Origin of the sequence: Micromonospora sp. NPDC052213, from assembly GCF_040679695.1 — a bacterium.
Lineage (GTDB): Bacteria > Actinomycetota > Actinomycetes > Mycobacteriales > Micromonosporaceae > Micromonospora.
In genome coordinates this window covers 1-15,920 of the sequence record NZ_JBFAVI010000165.1, presented here as the reverse complement: position 1 = coordinate 15,920, position 15,920 = coordinate 1, and the positions used below count along the sequence as shown (strand labels likewise).

At 71.8% G+C, this 15,920-nt stretch carries 23 protein-coding genes and 1 pseudogene; 15 read left to right on the top strand and 9 right to left on the bottom strand.

Annotated features, from left to right (window positions below):
* Positions 1-43 precede the first annotated feature (43 nt).
* The gene (locus AB0L34_RS27700) at positions 44-223 is read right to left on the bottom strand and encodes a DUF4236 domain-containing protein (protein WP_350706667.1); all 180 of its coding nucleotides are present in this window, start codon (positions 221-223) and stop codon (positions 44-46) included.
* A 244-nt stretch (positions 224-467) separates the two neighbouring features.
* On the opposite strand from AB0L34_RS27700, the gene AB0L34_RS27695 reads away from it, so the two are divergent.
* Positions 468-545, top strand: a complete 78-nt coding sequence (locus tag AB0L34_RS27695) for a putative leader peptide (RefSeq protein WP_350819730.1) — start codon at positions 468-470, stop codon at positions 543-545.
* 209 nt (positions 546-754) lie between these two features.
* A complete protein-coding gene (locus AB0L34_RS27690) occupies positions 755-1,576 on the top strand; it encodes an ABC transporter ATP-binding protein (RefSeq protein WP_363707893.1) in 822 nt (273 codons plus the stop codon).
* A gap of 95 nt (positions 1,577-1,671) precedes the next feature.
* Here the strand turns inward: AB0L34_RS27690 and AB0L34_RS27685 are convergent, their stop codons facing one another.
* From AB0L34_RS27685 to AB0L34_RS27675, 3 genes are read right to left on the bottom strand one after another with little or no spacing between them, the layout of a single operon-like run.
* Positions 1,672-2,184, bottom strand: a complete 513-nt coding sequence (locus AB0L34_RS27685; RefSeq protein WP_363707891.1) for a GNAT family N-acetyltransferase — start codon at positions 2,182-2,184, stop codon at positions 1,672-1,674.
* A complete protein-coding gene (locus tag AB0L34_RS27680; protein ID WP_363707890.1) occupies positions 2,184-2,639 on the bottom strand; it encodes an Rrf2 family transcriptional regulator in 456 nt (151 codons plus the stop codon). Before AB0L34_RS27680 ends, AB0L34_RS27685 begins: the two co-directional genes overlap by 1 nt.
* Positions 2,640-2,646: 7 nt before the next feature.
* On the bottom strand, positions 2,647-3,549 hold the full coding sequence (locus tag AB0L34_RS27675) for an AraC family transcriptional regulator (protein ID WP_363707888.1): 903 nt from the start codon (positions 3,547-3,549) through the stop codon (positions 2,647-2,649).
* Between the two features lie 194 nt (positions 3,550-3,743).
* On the opposite strand from AB0L34_RS27675, the gene AB0L34_RS27670 reads away from it, so the two are divergent.
* Positions 3,744-4,520: an SDR family oxidoreductase gene (locus tag AB0L34_RS27670; protein ID WP_363707886.1), complete on the top strand. Its 777-nt coding sequence runs from the start codon at positions 3,744-3,746 to the stop codon at positions 4,518-4,520.
* Between the two features lie 103 nt (positions 4,521-4,623).
* Here the strand turns inward: AB0L34_RS27670 and AB0L34_RS27665 are convergent, their stop codons facing one another.
* Complete coding sequence (locus AB0L34_RS27665; RefSeq protein WP_007457244.1) at positions 4,624-5,055, bottom strand: SsgA family sporulation/cell division regulator; 432 nt, start codon at positions 5,053-5,055, stop codon at positions 4,624-4,626.
* Between the two features lie 304 nt (positions 5,056-5,359).
* On the opposite strand from AB0L34_RS27665, the gene AB0L34_RS27660 reads away from it, so the two are divergent.
* Complete coding sequence (locus AB0L34_RS27660) at positions 5,360-5,905, top strand: TIGR02611 family protein (RefSeq protein ID WP_363707897.1); 546 nt, start codon at positions 5,360-5,362, stop codon at positions 5,903-5,905.
* A 298-nt stretch (positions 5,906-6,203) separates the two neighbouring features.
* Here the strand turns inward: AB0L34_RS27660 and AB0L34_RS27655 are convergent, their stop codons facing one another.
* The gene (locus AB0L34_RS27655) at positions 6,204-6,896 is read right to left on the bottom strand and encodes a hypothetical protein (protein WP_363707884.1); all 693 of its coding nucleotides are present in this window, start codon (positions 6,894-6,896) and stop codon (positions 6,204-6,206) included.
* A gap of 97 nt (positions 6,897-6,993) precedes the next feature.
* Complete coding sequence (locus AB0L34_RS27650; RefSeq protein WP_363707882.1) at positions 6,994-7,404, bottom strand: winged helix-turn-helix domain-containing protein; 411 nt, start codon at positions 7,402-7,404, stop codon at positions 6,994-6,996.
* 137 nt (positions 7,405-7,541) lie between these two features.
* On the opposite strand from AB0L34_RS27650, the gene AB0L34_RS27645 reads away from it, so the two are divergent.
* From AB0L34_RS27645 to AB0L34_RS27600, 10 genes and pseudogenes are all read left to right on the top strand, one after another.
* The gene (locus AB0L34_RS27645) at positions 7,542-8,750 is read left to right on the top strand and encodes a helix-turn-helix transcriptional regulator (RefSeq protein WP_363707880.1); all 1,209 of its coding nucleotides are present in this window, start codon (positions 7,542-7,544) and stop codon (positions 8,748-8,750) included.
* 151 nt (positions 8,751-8,901) lie between these two features.
* Positions 8,902-9,075 carry a hypothetical protein gene (locus AB0L34_RS27640; protein ID WP_363707878.1) on the top strand — a complete coding sequence of 58 codons (174 nt, stop codon included), beginning with the start codon at positions 8,902-8,904 and terminating at the stop codon, positions 9,073-9,075.
* Positions 9,072-9,338 carry a hypothetical protein gene (locus AB0L34_RS27635; RefSeq protein ID WP_363707876.1) on the top strand — a complete coding sequence of 89 codons (267 nt, stop codon included), beginning with the start codon at positions 9,072-9,074 and terminating at the stop codon, positions 9,336-9,338. Before AB0L34_RS27640 ends, AB0L34_RS27635 begins: the two co-directional genes overlap by 4 nt.
* Positions 9,335-9,544 (top strand): hypothetical protein, encoded by a 210-nt coding sequence (locus AB0L34_RS27630; protein ID WP_363707874.1) that lies wholly within the window; start codon positions 9,335-9,337, stop codon positions 9,542-9,544. Before AB0L34_RS27635 ends, AB0L34_RS27630 begins: the two co-directional genes overlap by 4 nt.
* A 36-nt stretch (positions 9,545-9,580) precedes the next feature.
* A pseudogene (locus AB0L34_RS27625) lies at positions 9,581-9,745 on the top strand (DUF397 domain-containing protein); the annotation flags it as partial.
* A 199-nt stretch (positions 9,746-9,944) separates the two neighbouring features.
* On the top strand, positions 9,945-10,748 hold the full coding sequence (locus AB0L34_RS27620; RefSeq protein WP_363707872.1) for a hypothetical protein: 804 nt from the start codon (positions 9,945-9,947) through the stop codon (positions 10,746-10,748).
* 10 nt (positions 10,749-10,758) lie between these two features.
* A complete protein-coding gene (locus tag AB0L34_RS27615) occupies positions 10,759-11,226 on the top strand; it encodes a type II toxin-antitoxin system VapC family toxin (RefSeq protein ID WP_363707870.1) in 468 nt (155 codons plus the stop codon).
* A 104-nt stretch (positions 11,227-11,330) separates the two neighbouring features.
* Complete coding sequence (locus AB0L34_RS27610; RefSeq protein WP_363707868.1) at positions 11,331-11,615, top strand: hypothetical protein; 285 nt, start codon at positions 11,331-11,333, stop codon at positions 11,613-11,615.
* Positions 11,616-11,886: 271 nt separating this feature from the next.
* Entirely contained in the window at positions 11,887-12,546 is a 660-nt protein-coding gene (locus AB0L34_RS27605; protein WP_363707895.1) for a helix-turn-helix domain-containing protein, read from the top strand.
* Complete coding sequence (locus AB0L34_RS27600; RefSeq protein WP_363707866.1) at positions 12,431-13,276, top strand: hypothetical protein; 846 nt, start codon at positions 12,431-12,433, stop codon at positions 13,274-13,276. The genes AB0L34_RS27605 and AB0L34_RS27600 overlap by 116 nt, the downstream gene beginning before the upstream one ends.
* Before the next feature lie 634 nt (positions 13,277-13,910).
* Here AB0L34_RS27600 and AB0L34_RS27595 read toward each other — a convergent pair.
* Positions 13,911-14,420 (bottom strand): hypothetical protein, encoded by a 510-nt coding sequence (locus tag AB0L34_RS27595; RefSeq protein ID WP_363707864.1) that lies wholly within the window; start codon positions 14,418-14,420, stop codon positions 13,911-13,913.
* 96 nt (positions 14,421-14,516) lie between these two features.
* Positions 14,517-14,846 (bottom strand): hypothetical protein, encoded by a 330-nt coding sequence (locus AB0L34_RS27590; RefSeq protein WP_363707862.1) that lies wholly within the window; start codon positions 14,844-14,846, stop codon positions 14,517-14,519.
* A 391-nt stretch (positions 14,847-15,237) separates the two neighbouring features.
* Between AB0L34_RS27590 and AB0L34_RS27585 the strand changes: the two genes are divergently transcribed.
* On the top strand, positions 15,238-15,831 hold the full coding sequence (locus AB0L34_RS27585; protein WP_363707860.1) for a hypothetical protein: 594 nt from the start codon (positions 15,238-15,240) through the stop codon (positions 15,829-15,831).
* The last annotated feature ends 89 nt before the right edge of the window (positions 15,832-15,920 follow it).

The following is a 15,920-nucleotide window of genomic DNA, read 5'->3' as shown; positions in this document are numbered from 1 at the left end:
GGTGCCGGTGGAGACCACCGGCACCCCGCGCGACCTCGGGACGTCACGCCCGGGACTTGTCCTGCTTCCAGGACAGCGGGCCCGGCAGGTCGACCCGGTGCGCCCTGGCCCGGGAGTTCCAGGACCAGCGGCCGATCTTGATGCTCCAGGACGAGAAGCCGTTCTCGGTGAAGTTCAGGATGATCGGGCCGTACTTCTTGCGCTTGCGGAACATCAGACCCATCGCGGGCTCCCTTCGATTCCCTTCCCTGCCCTGACGGAACCGAACATGCCCGGAGCGCCGATTTCCGAAACCCGTCCCGGTCTGTGGTGGACGGTGTCCGCAGCGCCGGCAATCCCTATCCATCAGATGGGTGTTACGGGTCGGTGAACCCTGGTGCGGATAGGGAGATGACGAATGCGGCGACCCGATCTCATCTTCTGGAAGGACGTTGACCGGCCGGTACGCCCGCCGGCACCATGAGGTCATGTCGCGGCGGGACGAGCTTCTCCTCACCGCTCGCGTGCACGTCGACCTGGTCCGGCACGCGAGCGCGCTCTGTTGAGCTGACCGGCACCACCCCGGCCCGGCTCCGTCGCCGCACCTTCGCCCGCCCGTCCGCTCGACGCGGAGCGGCCGTGGCCTCCCTGCCCCTCGTCGGGCTTCCTCCACCGCACCGTGGACAGATCAGGAGACTCCCATGGACTCACCCCGTCGTACCCGTCCGCGTGCCCTCGCCGCGGCCCCCGTCACCGCCGTGGGCCGTGTGGCGGCATGAGCACCGACAAGATCTTCTTCGACCGGGTGACGAAGACCTTCCCGGCCCGCGCCGGCCGGCGTACGTCCCCCGGCGCGGTCACCGCCCTGGACGAGGTCACCCTCGGCGTACGCCCCGGCGAGTTCCTCGTCGTCGTCGGGCCCGGCGGCTGCGGCAAGTCCACCCTGCTCGACCTGCTCGGCGGGCTGTCCCGGCCCACCGGCGGGCAGGTGCTGGTCGACGGCCGGCCGGTCACCGGACCCGGCCTGGACCGCGGGACCGTCGTCCCGCAGTACGCGCTGCTGCCCTGGCGCACCGCCGCCGGCAACGTCGCGTTCGGACTGGAGGCCAAGGGCGTGCCCCGGGCCGAACGCGCCGACCTGGTCGCGCATCACCTGGGACTGGTGGGGCTCACCGGGTTCGCCGACCGCTACCCGCACGAGCTCTCCGGCGGCATGAAGCAGCGGGTGGCCATCGCCCGCAGCCTCGCGTACGACCCGGACGTCCTGCTGATGGACGAGCCGTTCGCCGCCCTCGACGCGCAGACCCGCGACTCGTCGCAGGACGAGCTGGTGCGGATCTGGGAGCGCACCGGCAAGACGGTCGTGTTCGTCACGCACGACATCGACGAGGCGGTCCGACTCGGCCGGCGGGTCGCGGTGATGACCTCACGGCCGGGCCGGATCACGCAGGTCGTCGACATCGACCTCGGCGACCGCGACGCCGTGGAGGACGTCCGCTCCTCCGACGCCTTCCGCCACCACCGCCACCAGATCCGGACGCTGCTGCGCGACGAGGTGCGCGCCGCGCAGGACGCCCCGGCCCTGGTGCCGGCGTGACCACCGTCGAGCGCCCCCGGGCGGACGACGCCGACCTGCTGCCGGTGGACCGGGACCCCCGCCGGGGTGTCTCAGGCGGGAGCCCGCCGGGTGTCTCAGGCGGGGGCGCGGTCGACGGCGAGGACGCGGGTGACGCTGCCGTCGTCCTCGGTGATGTCGCGCTCGTGGACGAAGCCGAGCTTGCCCAGCAGCGCCAGCGAGGCGTGGTTGGCGTCGGCGACCGTCGCGTACACCCGGGGCAGGTCGAGGGTGTCGAATCCGTACCGGACCAGGGTCCGGGCCAGCTCGGTGCCGAGGCCCGCGCCCCAGGCCGGCTTCGCCAGCGCGTAGACGAGCTCGTGGCCGTCGACCTGGTCGGTCCGCTTGATCTCGGCGTGCCCGACGTACCGGCCCTCGCGGCGGACCGCCCAGACGTCGAAGAGGTCGGCCGCGTAGACCTTGGTGAAGACCCGCCCGAACAGGGCGCCGGCCGCCTCGGCCGTCATCGGGCCGTCGCCCATGAACCGGCCCACCTCCGGGTCGGTGAAGAGGGCGACGAAGTCCTCGGCGTCGTCGGGCCCGTAGGGCTCCAGCGACAGCCGGTCGGTGTGCAGGGTGGGGGTGGGCATCAGCGCGGCTCCCAGGCGTCGGGCAGGGCGGTCAACCTACGCACGTGGGCGGGCAGCCGGCCACTGATTATCTCCGCGAGGCTCACCTCGTCGACCACCCGTCGCACGGCCGCCCGCACCGCCACCCAGAGCCCGGGCAGGTTCTCCGCCGCGCCCTCGTAGCTGGTCTCCTCCGGGCGCAGGCCGCGGACCCCGGCCAGCGGACCCTCCACCGCGCGCAGCACCGCGCCGACGGTCACCTCCCGCGGCGGCCGGGCCAGCGTGTAGCCGCCCTCCGCACCGCGCTGCGCCCGGACGACGCCGGCCCGCCGCAGGTCGGCCAGCACCGCCTCCAGGAACTTGCGCGGCATGTCCTGCTCCGCCGCGATGGCCTGGGTGGAGAGCAATCCGGGGTACGCGGTGGCGAGGCTCAGCGCCGCCCGTACCGCGTAGTCGCCGCGCGCGGAGATCTGCACCCCGTCATCATGCCCGGCTGAGCCCGCCGACCGCGTCGGCGGGCGGACGGGGCCGGACGACCGGGCCGGGCGCCGGCCGCTCACGGGCGGCCCGGAACGCGCCCGGGCTCATCCCGACCTCGCGGGTGAAGAACCGCCCGAAGTTCGTCGGCTCGGAGAAGCCCAGCCGCCGCCCGATCTGGGCGATCGGCTCGTCGGTGGCGGCCAGCAGCCGGCACGCCTGGAGGGCCACCCGCTCGTCGACCACCTGCTTGGCGCTGCGCCCGGTCACCGCCAGGGAGGCCCGGGTGAGCGTCCGCACCGAGCAGCCCAACCGGTCGGCGTAGTCCTCGACCCGGCGGGTGTGCTGGTAGCCGCGCTCGATCTCCCGGCACAGCCGGTGGAAGGTGGCGGCCTCCGCCCGCGGCGCCGGACGGGAGCCCTCGGGCAGCAGGGACAGCCGGAGCAGCAGCACGGCGAGCTGGTGGCGGAGCAGGCCGCGGGCGGCCGCCAGCCCGTGGTGCCGCTGGCAGTCCACCGCCAGCTGGCTCACCTCGGTGATCACCGCGTCCTCGTCCTCGCCGGCGAGCTGGAGCCAGGCCGGGACGGCGTCCGGGTCGACGTCCAGCCCGCGCAGCGCGTCGGCGTCCCAGCGCACCACCGTGGCGTCGAGGTGCGGGCCGGCGCAGCGCAGCACCTGACCGGCGCGTACCCGCAGCAGCGTGCCGGGCCGGCAGGGCAGCGCGCGGAAGTCCAGCTCGGCGGTGCCGTGTCCGCCGGCGGTCAGGATGAGCAGGTCCCGGTCCAGCAGCACCGGACGCCGCCAACCCGGGCCCGACGCGAGGTCACCCAGGGTGAGCGTGTCGATCTCGGCTCGGGCGGTGGCAGGGGTGTCGGGCGGCGCGGGGGAGAGCTGACCGGAAGAGACCATCGCCTGCGACGGTAGCCCGGGGCGACGATCATCGCATCCCGAAGACGTCGGGCGGGGGTTGTCCGGGCTGTCGGGGGCGGGCTACGTTACCGAGCGGTAGCGCCGTCCGGTCGCGGCACGCCCGCAGCCGGTCGCACCGGCCGGGCCGACCGCGTTAACCCCGGCGGCCCCGGCCGACTCGCGATGGGATGGGCATGACGGATCTGTTCTCGGTTGACGGCAAGACGGTCCTGGTCACCGGCGGCTCGCGGGGGATCGGCCTGATGATCGCCCAGGGCTTCGTCCGGGCCGGCGCGCACGTGATCATCTCGTCCCGCAAGGCCGACGTGTGCGAGGCCGTGGCCAAGGAACTCTCCGCCGAGGGGCGCTGCGAGGCCATCCCCGCCGACGTCAGCAGCGACGGGGGCGCCGAGGGCCTCGCCGCCGCCGTCCGGGAGCGCGTCGACCGGCTCGACGTGCTGGTCAACAACGCGGGCGCGACCTGGGGCGCGCCGCTGGAGGCGTACCCGGAGAGCGCGTTCGACAAGCTCTGGGCCGTCAACGTCAAGGCCGTCTTCCGGCTCACCACCGCGCTGCTGCCCGCGCTGCGGGCGTCCGCCAGCCCCGACGACCCGGCCCGCGTGATCAACATCGGCTCCGTCGACGGCATCCGGGTGCCGTTCATGGAGGTGTACGCGTACTCGGCGACCAAGGCCGCCGTGCACATGCTCACCCGCAGCCTCGCCCACCAGCTCGCCGGCGAGCAGATCACGGTCAACGCGATCGCGCCGGGGCCGTTCGAGAGCAAGATGATGGCGTTCGCGCTGGACGACCCCGCGTCCCGGGCCGCCATCGAGGGGCAGGTGCCGCTCGGGCGGATCGGCCGGCCGGAGGACATGGCCGGCACCGCGATCTACCTGTCGTCCCGCGCCGGGGCGTACCTCACCGGCGCGGTGATCCCGGTCGACGGCGGCATCACCACGCACGGCTGAGCCCGGCCTGGGCGGGAGGACTGCCCGCGTACCCCCTGGTGGGCCGGAGCCGCGCGGACTCGGCAGATCCGCGCGGCCCCGGATGGTCCGTCTTGCCGGTTTCTCAGCGGCCGGCGAGCAGCCGGTTCACCGCGGTGTCGACGTCCAGGTGCTCGGCCTCGCGGCCGCGCGGGACGACGACGTAGGTTCGCCGCAGGAAGCGCACCAGGACGCTACGCGGCACCTCGAAGAGGGCGTTGCCGTCGGGCGACGACAGCGCCAGGGCGACGAAGTCCCCGCGCGGGGTGGCCCAGGGCCAGACCCGCACGTCGCCGATGCCGGCCGGCTCGTCGAGGCCGGTGACCAGCAGCTCCCGGGCGAAGGACCAACTGACCGCCTCGCCACCGGCCGATTCGGCGTGGAACAGGACATGGACCGCATACGGATCAGCAGGGTCGTAACGCAGACTGGCACGCACCGGCAAGGCCGTGGCGTCAGGTGCGACGAGCCTTAGCGACGTCTCGACCTCTACGGTCGTCGGTCGGATGACACTCATGGACGATCTCCCCCCGGCACCGCTGCGGAACGCGCGTGTCCCGCTTTTCCCATACTCAGGTGCTACTCCTGGCTACGCTCCGCCATACGCTGACTTCACCCAGTGGTGGGAAGGGGGTCGGAAAGTCCGCGTGAATGTGAGGATTCATGTAGGGTTTTCCGGTTCTGCCCAGTGCGTGATCCCGCCCGGCATCGGGTGGTTCAGTCGTCGACTTACTCCGGTAACGTCCAGTCGACCGTTGCAGTGACGGGCGCGCGCCACACTGGGGGAGGAAATGGTCACGAAACGATCCTCAGTGGATCCGATGGCCGCGCCGGGCGGGCCGAAAGTCGCGGTCCGGGCAGCCGAAAAGCGGGGGTACAGGGTGCCGATGGAGCAGCAGGGCCCGTCAGGTCGGACGCCGGCCGACCGGGGTGGCGCCAACGGGACGGCGCTGGCCGAGCGGCGGCCCCGTCCGCGCTGGCGGCAGCGGCTCGCCACCACCCTCGACCTGATCCGGGCCAACCCGACCGGCCGGGTCGCCCTCAAGATCTTCATTGCCATCGCCGGCGCACTCGTGGTGACCATCGGCATCGCCCTCATCCCGCTGCCCGGGCCGGGCTGGCTGCTGGTGATCGCCGGCCTCGGCATCTGGGCTGTCGAGTTCCACTGGGCTCGCCGGCTGCTCGGCTTCACCCGCCGACACGTCCACAACTGGACGCAGTGGGTGAAGGACCAGTCGCTGGCCGTACGCCTCGTGCTCGGCAGCGTCGGCCTGGTCTTCGTCGGCACGGTGGTCTGGCTGTCGCTGAAGTACAGCTTCGGTATCGACGTGATCGCCGAGGCCCTGCACTACCTCGCGACGAACTGACGTGCCGCGGCGGCGACTCCGACGTGCCGTGGCAGGGGCGTGGTGGGGCGGCGCAGGGGCGTGGTGGGGCGGCGGTCGAGACCCCGACGGCGCGCGGACCCCGGATTTCCGGTCCGGTCCCTCGATCAGGTAGAGTCATCGGCGCTGAGGGCGATTAGCTCAGCGGGAGAGCGCTTCGTTCACACCGAAGAGGTCACTGGTTCTATCCAATTATCCCCAACAAAATCAAACCCAAGGAAAGCGGCCGGTCGTACATTATACCGACCGCCCTCTCTGCTCCCCCCCCCCCCGACAGAGATCATGAGTCGCCTGTGAGTCGCCGCCTCTGCGGAGGTGGCAGCGACGGGATGCCGCGCTCCGCCAGCTGAGCCCTGTAGCCGATCTGGAAGCCTTCCTCGGCGCCCTCTTCCCGGCCCTCCTTCCGGCCCTCCTCGCGGGCCCGCTGCAGGGCAGCGCCGGCCGGGTCGGTGCGATCGTCCACACTGGCCGCCTGGATGCCGACTGAGCGATCGTGGTGAGCCTGCGACATATACATACGGCCCACCGCCGGACGACATGTCGGCGCCGAGTGGGGCCGAGCGGGGGTGAGGCGCTCGGCCAGGCTCTCCATCGCGGCAGTCAGCTGCGCCAGCTGGTTGAACAGCTCACGCTGCTGTTGGGCGATTTCGCGTTGCTGTCGGCTCAGGTCGCGCTGCTGCCGCCCAAGGTGGCGCCGGTTGCGGGCCTCCGTCGAGTGTGCGATCCATCCGCAGTCGCCCCCGATAGACAGCACGGCCAGGATCGCGTAAACGCCGACGTTGGCGTGGAGGTGCGTGTAGTGGTCGACGGCGAGCGCAGCCGCGAGGCAAACGAAGCTGGCCGTTCCGACGATGAGGTAGAGGTGTGCCGCGCACAGACGGATGTCGACATTCTCGTCGGGCGGCTTGGTGTCTTCGTTGCCCTCGCAATTCCCATCGATGGAGTTTGCGGGGTGCCACGCATAGTGAGTCAACGACTATCAATGAATCTTGCAGATGGCGCAAAGGTGAATGATCAACGGTGCCGCATCCGCCCCGCTGAACGATGTAACCCCGATGGGGACAAACGGCTTAGCCGGGCTGAAACGTCACCCGGGTTCGGTGAGCTGGGTACAGGTCCTGCAAGCCGTCCGCGTGGGTCACCACCAGCAGCGGCACACCCTCCGGCACCCCGTACGTCCGCCGTTCCGCCGGCGTCGGGTTGCGCGCCGACACCCACATGCCCGGCTCAACCACCACCAGCTCCGGCTTCACGGGCTCGCGGACCACGACGCCGCGACCGCGCACGGCCTCGGCCAGGCCCTCGTTGCGCAGCTGCTGCACGGCCGCTCGCGCGGTGATGAGGCTGACGTCGTAGGTCTGACTCAGGTCCCGTTCGGACGGTAGGCGGTCACCTGGCCTGAGCTGCCCAGACGCGATCCGGCTGCGCAAGATGTCGGCCAGCTCGTTGCGGCCGACGCGCTCGTGCGCCGGATAGATCACCAGCGAAGGTTAGGAGGCGCCTCGAACGTGTCGGGTCAAGTACCTGAGTACCCGAATCGCGGGCGATGGTATGGCGGTGTAGGGCCGAGGGCGTACCGTCAGGGGTACACGATGTACCCGACCCGGCGAGGTGCCCCATGGTCGACCAGCAGCCCACCCCCGGCCAGCGCGTCGAGCGGCTCCGCCGAGCGACCGGCCTCTCCCGGGAGCGCCTCGCGCAGCTCGCCGGCCTCTCGCCGACCACCGTCAAGTTCATCGAGAACGGCCGCCGCAGCTTGACGTTGCGCGCCGCCCAGCAGCTCGCCCCGCACCTCGGCGTGCACGACCTTGCCGACCTCTTCGGCCCGCAGGTCACCCTGTCCCTCGACGGGCGGGCCAGTCACCCCGCCGTCGACGACGTCCGCAAGGCGCTGACCGCCTGGCACATCACCGTCGCCGGCGAACCCGAGCAGCCCGACTACCTGCGCGGCGCCGTCGACTCCGCCTGGCAGACCTGGCACACCAGCCGCCACCAGCGCACCGAAGTCGGCCTCATCCTGCCCGGCCTGCTCGACGCCACCCAACGCGCCGCACGCCTCCACAGCGGCGACGACCGACGCGCCAGCCTCGCCCTGCTCGCCCAGGCCTACCACCTCGCCCAGGCGTACCTGGCATGGCACGGCGACCGCGAGCTGTGCTGGCTCACCGTCGACCGCGGCATGACCGCCGCCCTCGACGCCGACGACCCCCTCGCGATCGCACAGTCCATCTGGTACGCCGCGCACCTGCTCCGGGCAGTCGGCCGCGGAGACGAGGCCCTGGAGCGGCTCCGCGAGGCGCGCAGCCTGATCGAGCCGCACGTCGCCGACGGCGGTACCGAGTGGGCGGAGATGCTCGCCGACCTGCACCTGTGCACGGCGCTGACCCGTGCACGGACCGGCGACCAGGGCGCGTGGGCTGATTGGGAGGTGGCGCGGCAAGTCGTCGAGCGGGCGCTCCCCGAGGGCTACGTCGGGCTGCGTACGCGCGTGTCCCGACCGCTCGTCGACGTGTACGCGGTGATGTGCGCCGTCGACCTCGGCGACCCCGACGAGGCCCAGCGCCGCGCCCACGCCCTGGACCCCGCGTCCATCCCGTCGACGGAGCGCCGCGGCCGGCACCTGGTCGAGCTGGCCCGGTCGGCTGACCTCGAGGGAGCGCGGGAGGCGACGTTGCACCTGTTGACCCGGGCGGAGGCGATCTCGCCGGAGACGGTTCGCTACTCGCCGGCGGCGCAGGACATGGTCGGTCGGCTCGCCCGGGAGGCGCCGGCGTCGGTCCGGGCGGAGGCGGTCGACCTGGCGCGCCGGGTGACCGGCACCGAGTAGGTACGCCGCGTCACCGGGTACGCCGCGTACCCCTTGCCGCCTCCGTGGGCACTTAGCGTGATGTCACGGTGGCGGCGGGGAGTCGCGCGGCGTACGACGTAGCTGTTCGCCCTGCCGCCGCCGCCGAGACTGGCGAGAAAGGGCGAACCCCTTGGACACCATCATCGGCGTGCTGCGCCGGCTCACCGGCTGGCCCGCTCCGCCGCGGCCGGCACCACCGGGCCCGCTCATCGAGGAGCGCGAGCAGCGAGCAGCGAAGAACCGACTGCTGGACTTGGCCGAGCAGCGCCGGGCCGCGCACCTCTACGACGGACCGACCCGGTGACCGCCCGGACCATGCCCGCCGCCGGCGACCGCGTGTCCGTGCGGGCCGGCGAGTGGCAGCCCAGCCCCGGCATCGTCGGGCAGACGTACCACGACCTGCGGGTGGTCAGCGTCCACGAGTCCCACGACCCGGCCTACGCCTGGGTGTACGCGCACGGCGTCGACTGCGCGTGGGAGTCCGCCGACTGCACCGCCCCGTGGTGCTTCGAGCTGCTCGTCGCCGTCGACGTCCTCGCCGCCACCGCCGCCGGCGACCGGCCGTGAGCACCACGGTGGCCGCCGTGACCGTGGCCCGCTGGCGGCGAGAGCTCACCGAACACCAGACGGTCGACGGCCGATGCCCGCACTGTGGCACGCGGCGCTGCCGGATCTGGGCGGAGGCGTTCGCCCAGCTGCAGCTCGTCGACCACGGCTTCTACCAGCTCGGACCACCCCCCACCGACAGCCGGCCGCACCCGGCGGCCGGCTGACCAAGGAGAGAACATGGATCAGCTAACTTCGTTCGCCCGAACCGCTGCGACAACAGCGGCCCGAACTGCGTAGAGGTCGCGATCGACGCCAGCGGCGACCGGATCGTCCGCAACTCGCAGCGCCCGGCCGATCAGGTCCGCTTCGACGAGCAGGAGTGGGCAACATTCGTGGCCAGCGTGCAGGCCGGCCAGACGTTCTGACGTGCCATGACGAAGGGGCCAGCTCCGCGATCGGGGCCGGCCCCTGCCGTGCGGGTGTCCCGTTGCCTCGGCTGCGCCGACACGATCCTGCCCGTCGGCCCCACGAGTGCGGCGGCGATCGGAGCGGGGCGCAACGTCGGGGCCGGGTGGGCCGTTATGCCGGTACCGCAGGTGAAACGACTGTGACATGGTGAGGAGCATGGGCGAGCGGCTACACGGCATCGAGATCGTGGTGGATGCGCCGCGGCGTACCCTCCAGCCGCAGCAGTATATGAAGGTGCTCACGGAAACCCGGCTGGCATTGCAGGAGGTCGATAAGGCCGCCCTGCCAGGCCGGCAGCCGCGGCTGGACTGGGTGATCGACGACATCTCCGTCAACGGTGTGCACCGCGCGGTCATCGTCCCTCAGCGGATTCCCGTCAAACGCACCATCCCCACCGTCACCACCACCACCGTCGGTCTCGTCCGTGGCGTCGAGTCGCTGCGCCAGAAAGCGGAGATCCCCCCGCTTTTCTCCGTCGCCACCGTCGGCCGCCTGCCGGCGATGGCCACAATCGGCGACCAGGTCAGGGCCGTCCACATTCGCGCCACCGACGACGACCAGGTGGCAACCGTCGACGAAGCCGCTGTGGAACACGCAAAGAGAGCCACGCAGGTGGGGCGCCGCACGTTCGGCAGCGTTGAAGGCAGACTGGAAGTGTTGTCCCGTAGCCGCAGCGGAATCCGGGTGATGGTCGTCGATGAGCGCTCCAGGCGCGCGGTTACCGTGCGCGCGGCTGACGATGCGAGGGAGCAACTCCGCGAGGCGTGGGGCGAACGAGTCCGGGTGGCTGGCGAGCTGGTTCGCAACCCGGCCGGGCAGCCCATCCGCTTGGACATGACGGAGATGCGGGTGCTTCCAGACCGGGCGCGCGTGTCAGCGTGGGACATCCTCGGCGTTGCGCCGGACTACACAGGTGACCTGACCACGGAGGAGTTCATCAGGCATGCCCGCCGGGGGTAAGAAACCGCCGTTGGTCTACATCGACACCTGCGTCTTTCTCAACGTCATCAAGCGGGAGACGCCCTTCTGGCCAGGCTCACTGAAGATGCTGCTCGCCGCCGAGCGGGGCGATATCCAGCTTGTGGCCTCCACCCTTGTTCTCGCCGAGGTCGCTTCGCACAACGGCGAAGTAGACCCGGCCAAGCGCGATGAGGTCATCGATCGGTACCTGACGGACGCGCCCGTCCAGTGGTACGAGCTCGACCTGTTCGTGGTTGAGGACACCCGACGGATCTGTGACAGCTTTGAGATGCGGGGAGCGGACGCCGCCCACTTGGCTACGGCGATCCGTGCCAAGGCCGATTTCCTGGTGTCCAACGACAAGCGCTTCCCCTACGACCAGACGATCGGCGGCGTGAGAGTCATCAGGCCGATGGTGCTGTGGGATGCGACGATCCATGACGCACACGTCGATCAGCAAGCGGCCGAGGATCTCTGATCCGAACTAGATAAGGAAGCGCCCCCGCCGGGTTGGCGGGGGCGCTTCGTTTGACAACAGGCTGGTGTGTTGATTCTTAGAGCAGGGTGCCCTAGTATTTCGGCATGACCGATCCGCTGTCGCAGCTCGGTGCCAGACTCGCCGCGGCCCGCCACCTGGACCCGGTGGCCCGGTACCGGGAGCTGCGCAGCCTGGCCCAGGAGATCAAGAGCGCCATCGCGGCCGAGCAAGACGCCGCAATCGCCGAGGCCGCCGCCACCTCCACCTACGAGCAGGTGGCGCAGGAGGCCGAGATTTCCAGCAGCGAGGTCAATCGGCGGATCACCGCACACCGGCAGCGCACCGGCGCACCACCCCGAAGGGGCCGCCGGCCGCGCGTCACCAGCTGACGCCCCACCCGACAACGAGTCGGGCCCGGACACGGAGATTGCAGCTCCGCCCGGGCCCTTGATCAGGAAGCGAGTCCTGACCCCCGGCCATTCTGGCTGATGCGCGCCCACACGCGCACGCCACCCCCACCCGGCGCATGGTCGCCGGCTACGTCGGCCCCGCCGCCGGACTGCGCGCCGCGCTGCTCACCGGCACTGCCCTCGGCCACGCGACCGGCACCCCGCTGAGCACTGCCGGCGGTGCCCGGTGAGCCAGCACGTCAAGGCCGCCATGCTGGCCACCAAGGGGCTCGGCAAGAACGAGCGCGCCGTCGCCGTGGCCATCGCCGCCCACATGAACAAGGCCGGCGACGCCTGGCCGTCGGTGGCGACGATCGCCGAGTACGCCGACTGCTCCGAGCGCACTGCCCAGCGGGCCATCGCCAAGCTGCTCAGCCTCGGCCGGATCGTCTGGCGTCGGGTCGCCGGCATCGCCACCCGCGTCTACCGGCTCGTCACCGCAGCGGTCCAGGGGGTGCCATCCACGGGCCCGGAGGTGACAAACGACGACGCCGGGGTGCCAGATCCGGCCGCCGGGGGTGTCACCCTGGCCGTCACCCGAAGTGGTGAAGAGGGTTTGAAGGAGAAGCGCGCTGGCGCGCGAGACTGGCGTCGCTGGATCCCGAAGAGCAAGAACACCACCGGCCGGCCGCCGTACCGGAGCGTCGGGGCGCCGACCTCCCGCCGGCACGCGGTACCGACCAGTGCCCCCGACACCGCGGCTCCCTCGCCCACAACTGCGGCCCCTGCCGGTCCGAGGCCCTGGCAGGTGCCCGGTGAAGCTGATCGCCCGCCACCGGCCCACCGCCGACGAGATCGCCGCCGCAGCCCGCGCCGAGGACGAGCGCCGTCGTCTGCTCGCGCAGTTCGCGCGGGACCAGGCCGAGGCTGACCGCGCCGAGCAGCGCCGCGCCGCCCGCGAGCAGGCCCGCGCGGAGAAGCGCCGCCGCAAGGCCAAGGCCAAGGCTCGCGCCCGCCGCCGGGCCGCGCTGCGCCGGTGGGCCGGCTCGGCCCGGACCATCGCCCCGCTGCTGCTCGTCAACACCGCGGCGGTCGGCGGGCAGACCGGGTACGCCTTCACACGCACCCCGGAGTCCTGGCCGGTCGCGGCCCGGCTCGTCGTCGCCCTGGTCTACGCGGCCACCGTCGAGTCGATCAGCCTCTACGTCAACTGGCACGCCCACGACGCCCTCATCCAGGGCGCGACCGGCACGGCCGCCGAGATGCGTCGCCGCTCGTACGTCATCGCCGCGGTGGTCGCCGCGCTGAACTACAGCCACTTCGACGGGGAGGACTGGCGGCCGACCCCGTTCGCCGTCGGCAGCGGGATGGCGTCGCTGCTGAGCCCGTGGCTGTGGGGCCTGCACACCCGCCGGCAGCAGCACCTCCAGCTGCTGCGCAAGGACCTGGTCGACGAGACCGGCGCGGTGTTCGACCGGAAGCGGCGCCGGGCCTTCCCGATCCGGACGTGGCGGGCCGAGCGGTGGTCGATCGAGCACCCACGTCCGCGACCCGCGGGCTGCCTGGGACGGCTACCACTCCGAGCGGGCGGCCCGTCGAGCGGCTCGGCCGGCAGGCTGGCTCCGGGCCGCCTGGGCCGCTCTGCGCGGCCGGGCCGGTGAGCCGGCTCAGCCCGCACCCACTGAGCCGACCCCCGCGCCTGAGCCGATCACCCTAGACGACCCGGAGATCCGCCGCTGCGCTGAGCTGCGCCAGCAGATGGCCGATGCCCGGGACCGGCTCACCGCCGGGGCAGCCCGGGTCGCCCTCGCTGACCGGGCGCTGAGCCGGTGGGCGGACGTGTCGCGGGGTGGCCTGTGGGACATGGTCGACGCGACCGACGAGCCGGCTCACGTCCGCTGTCCCGCGCCGCCCCGGGCGGCCACCGTGCTGGCCGCGCCCGCGCCGGCCCCTGAACCTGAGCCGCGCCCGGCCGCTGCGCCGAATCAGCCGAAGATTCCGGCTGTCGAGTCCAGCTCGGTGCGCCGTGAGCCCGGTCCGCCTGCGCCGGGTCGCCGGATCGACGTAGCCCGGCTCGCGGCAGAGTACGACCGGCTCGTCCAGGCGCACGGGATCAGGCCCACGGGCGAAGTCCTCGGCAAGGCGGCCGGATGCTCCAAGGCTACGGCCAACCGGTGGATGAAGGCGCGCCCCCGCCGCGTAGCTCCCTGCACCGGCCTGTGGGAGTGAGCTGACCCGAACGCGACGAAGCGCCCCGCCGGCACAAGGCCGGCGGGGGCGCTTGAGGCTGGTCGGTTAGCCGAAGGTGCCGTTGAGCGCCAAATCGGTGAGGGCCTGAACAGCCTTGCCAGTGGCATCGGACAGTGCCGCATCCCCGATCTTGCTCACGAGGGCACGCAGCCTGCCGCCGCTCTTCACCACCTCGCCGGTGTCCGGCTCATCGCTCTCGACAGCCGTGCGGAGTTCGGCGACGGCATCGAGAACCTCAGCGCGATTGGTCTCCGCAGTGCGGGCTGCCACCTCCTGCACCTTGTCGAGGAGCTGAAGCGCGTCCTTGACGGACATGCCTCCTGTGCTGGCCTGTGCCTGAGCGCCGATGGCTACAGGACCGCTGGCTCCGTGGATCGTCGTGTTGTAGATGTCTCCGAGGCGGTGGCTCACAGCGGCATCGACCTGGTCCTTTTGAGGCAACTCGGACAGCGGTGTATCGATGGTCAGGTCCGCGACGAGATCCACGAGCTTGGTGCGGATCTGACCGAGGATGCCCGCGAGCGTCGAGCCAGAAATGACGAAGCGCAGGTTCATGACGCCCTCGAACTCGTCGAGTTGTCTGTTCCAGACGCTCTGGGCGTAGGCCAGACCGGGCGTCCCGAGGTTCAGATGTTCCTGTTCGGCAAGCTGCTACAACTCCTCAATCGGCTGCCGGAATGAGAGCTTCTCCGGCAAGTACTCACCAGCGCCATCCGGCAAAAGGCGGTGATCGATGGTCTGCCCTTTGGCCACAAGCGGGCCCCCGATCGAGTCGTATGCGATCGGGGGGTTGGGGATACTGCGGTAATCCGGGATTTCGTCGCCGGCGTCGTACCCGTTGAGTTCCTTGCGCGCCCAGTCGCGCAGCGTCTCGGAGCCCGTCTCGGCGCCGAGCATCAGGCACTTCCGGAGCAACCCTGCGAGCGGCTCCGATTCATCGAGGAGTCGATCGCGCAGCGAGTGGAGCAAGGTGTTGGTCACCTGCTAGAGGTTAGGGAGCTGGATCAACCCAGGACGCATCCGGGCCGGGTTGATGGGTGTGGCGGCCCTACTGACCTGAGTCCCTCGTGGCAGGCGCTGCGAGGTCGCGGGCAGATACCGCACGGCGAGGATGATCAGGCGATTGTCCACCGGCGCGGCCGTTGTCCACAGGTGGTCTGGCACGGGGTTGCCTGGGTTGGCCGGCGCCGGGCAGCCCGACCCGGTCGGCGCGGCCACTCCGACCAGCACCGGCCACACCCTCGGGCGGTGGGGTGCCGGGACCAGCAGGCCACCGACAGCACGAAGCGGCCCCGCCCGCCCCGGGGCCGCTTCGCGTCGTCCATCCGACGGAAGCTCGGCCGGATGGCCACCGGCCGGTACGGTGCCCGGCATGCGCCGTACCCCCCACCTCCCCGCCGCGCTACTGCTGGTCGCCGCCCTGGCCGGCTGCGGCGGCGGCCCCGAACCGGCCGCCGCGCCTACCACGCCAGCGCCAGCCCCGACCAGCGCCGCCCCGTCGCCGACGCCGAGCGCCAGCCCGAGCCCAAGCCCGAGCGTCGACCCGAACGCGCCGCTGCCCTTCGGGAAGGGCATCATCACCGGCGGCGGGTACGTCACCGCCACCGTCTACGCCTACCGACACAACGTCGCCAAGAGCGCGCCCCGCCCCGAGGAGCAGCCCGGATTCGTGTGGGCCGCCGTCGACGTGAAGGTGTGCGCCAACAAGGACATCACCGTCTCGTCGGTGGGGGTGTCGAACGGCCCGTGGACCCTCGTCTACGCCGACGACACCACCATCGGCCCCTCCGACACGGGGTACGACTCGTTCCCGGAGCCGGAGTACCCCTGGTCGGAGAAGGCTCTCGCGCCCGGCCGCTGCGTCCGCGGCTGGATCACGTTCCCAGTGCCGGGGACGAAGCGGCCGGTGTTCGTGGAGTACGCGCCGGAGGGCGAGCAGGTAACGCCGCGCTGGGCGGTGAAGTAGCCCCCCAACACGACGAAGCGGCCCCGCCCACCCGAAGGTGAGCGGGGCCGGTTGGCCGTTGGGCGGTCCCGGACCGGGACGTCACGGGG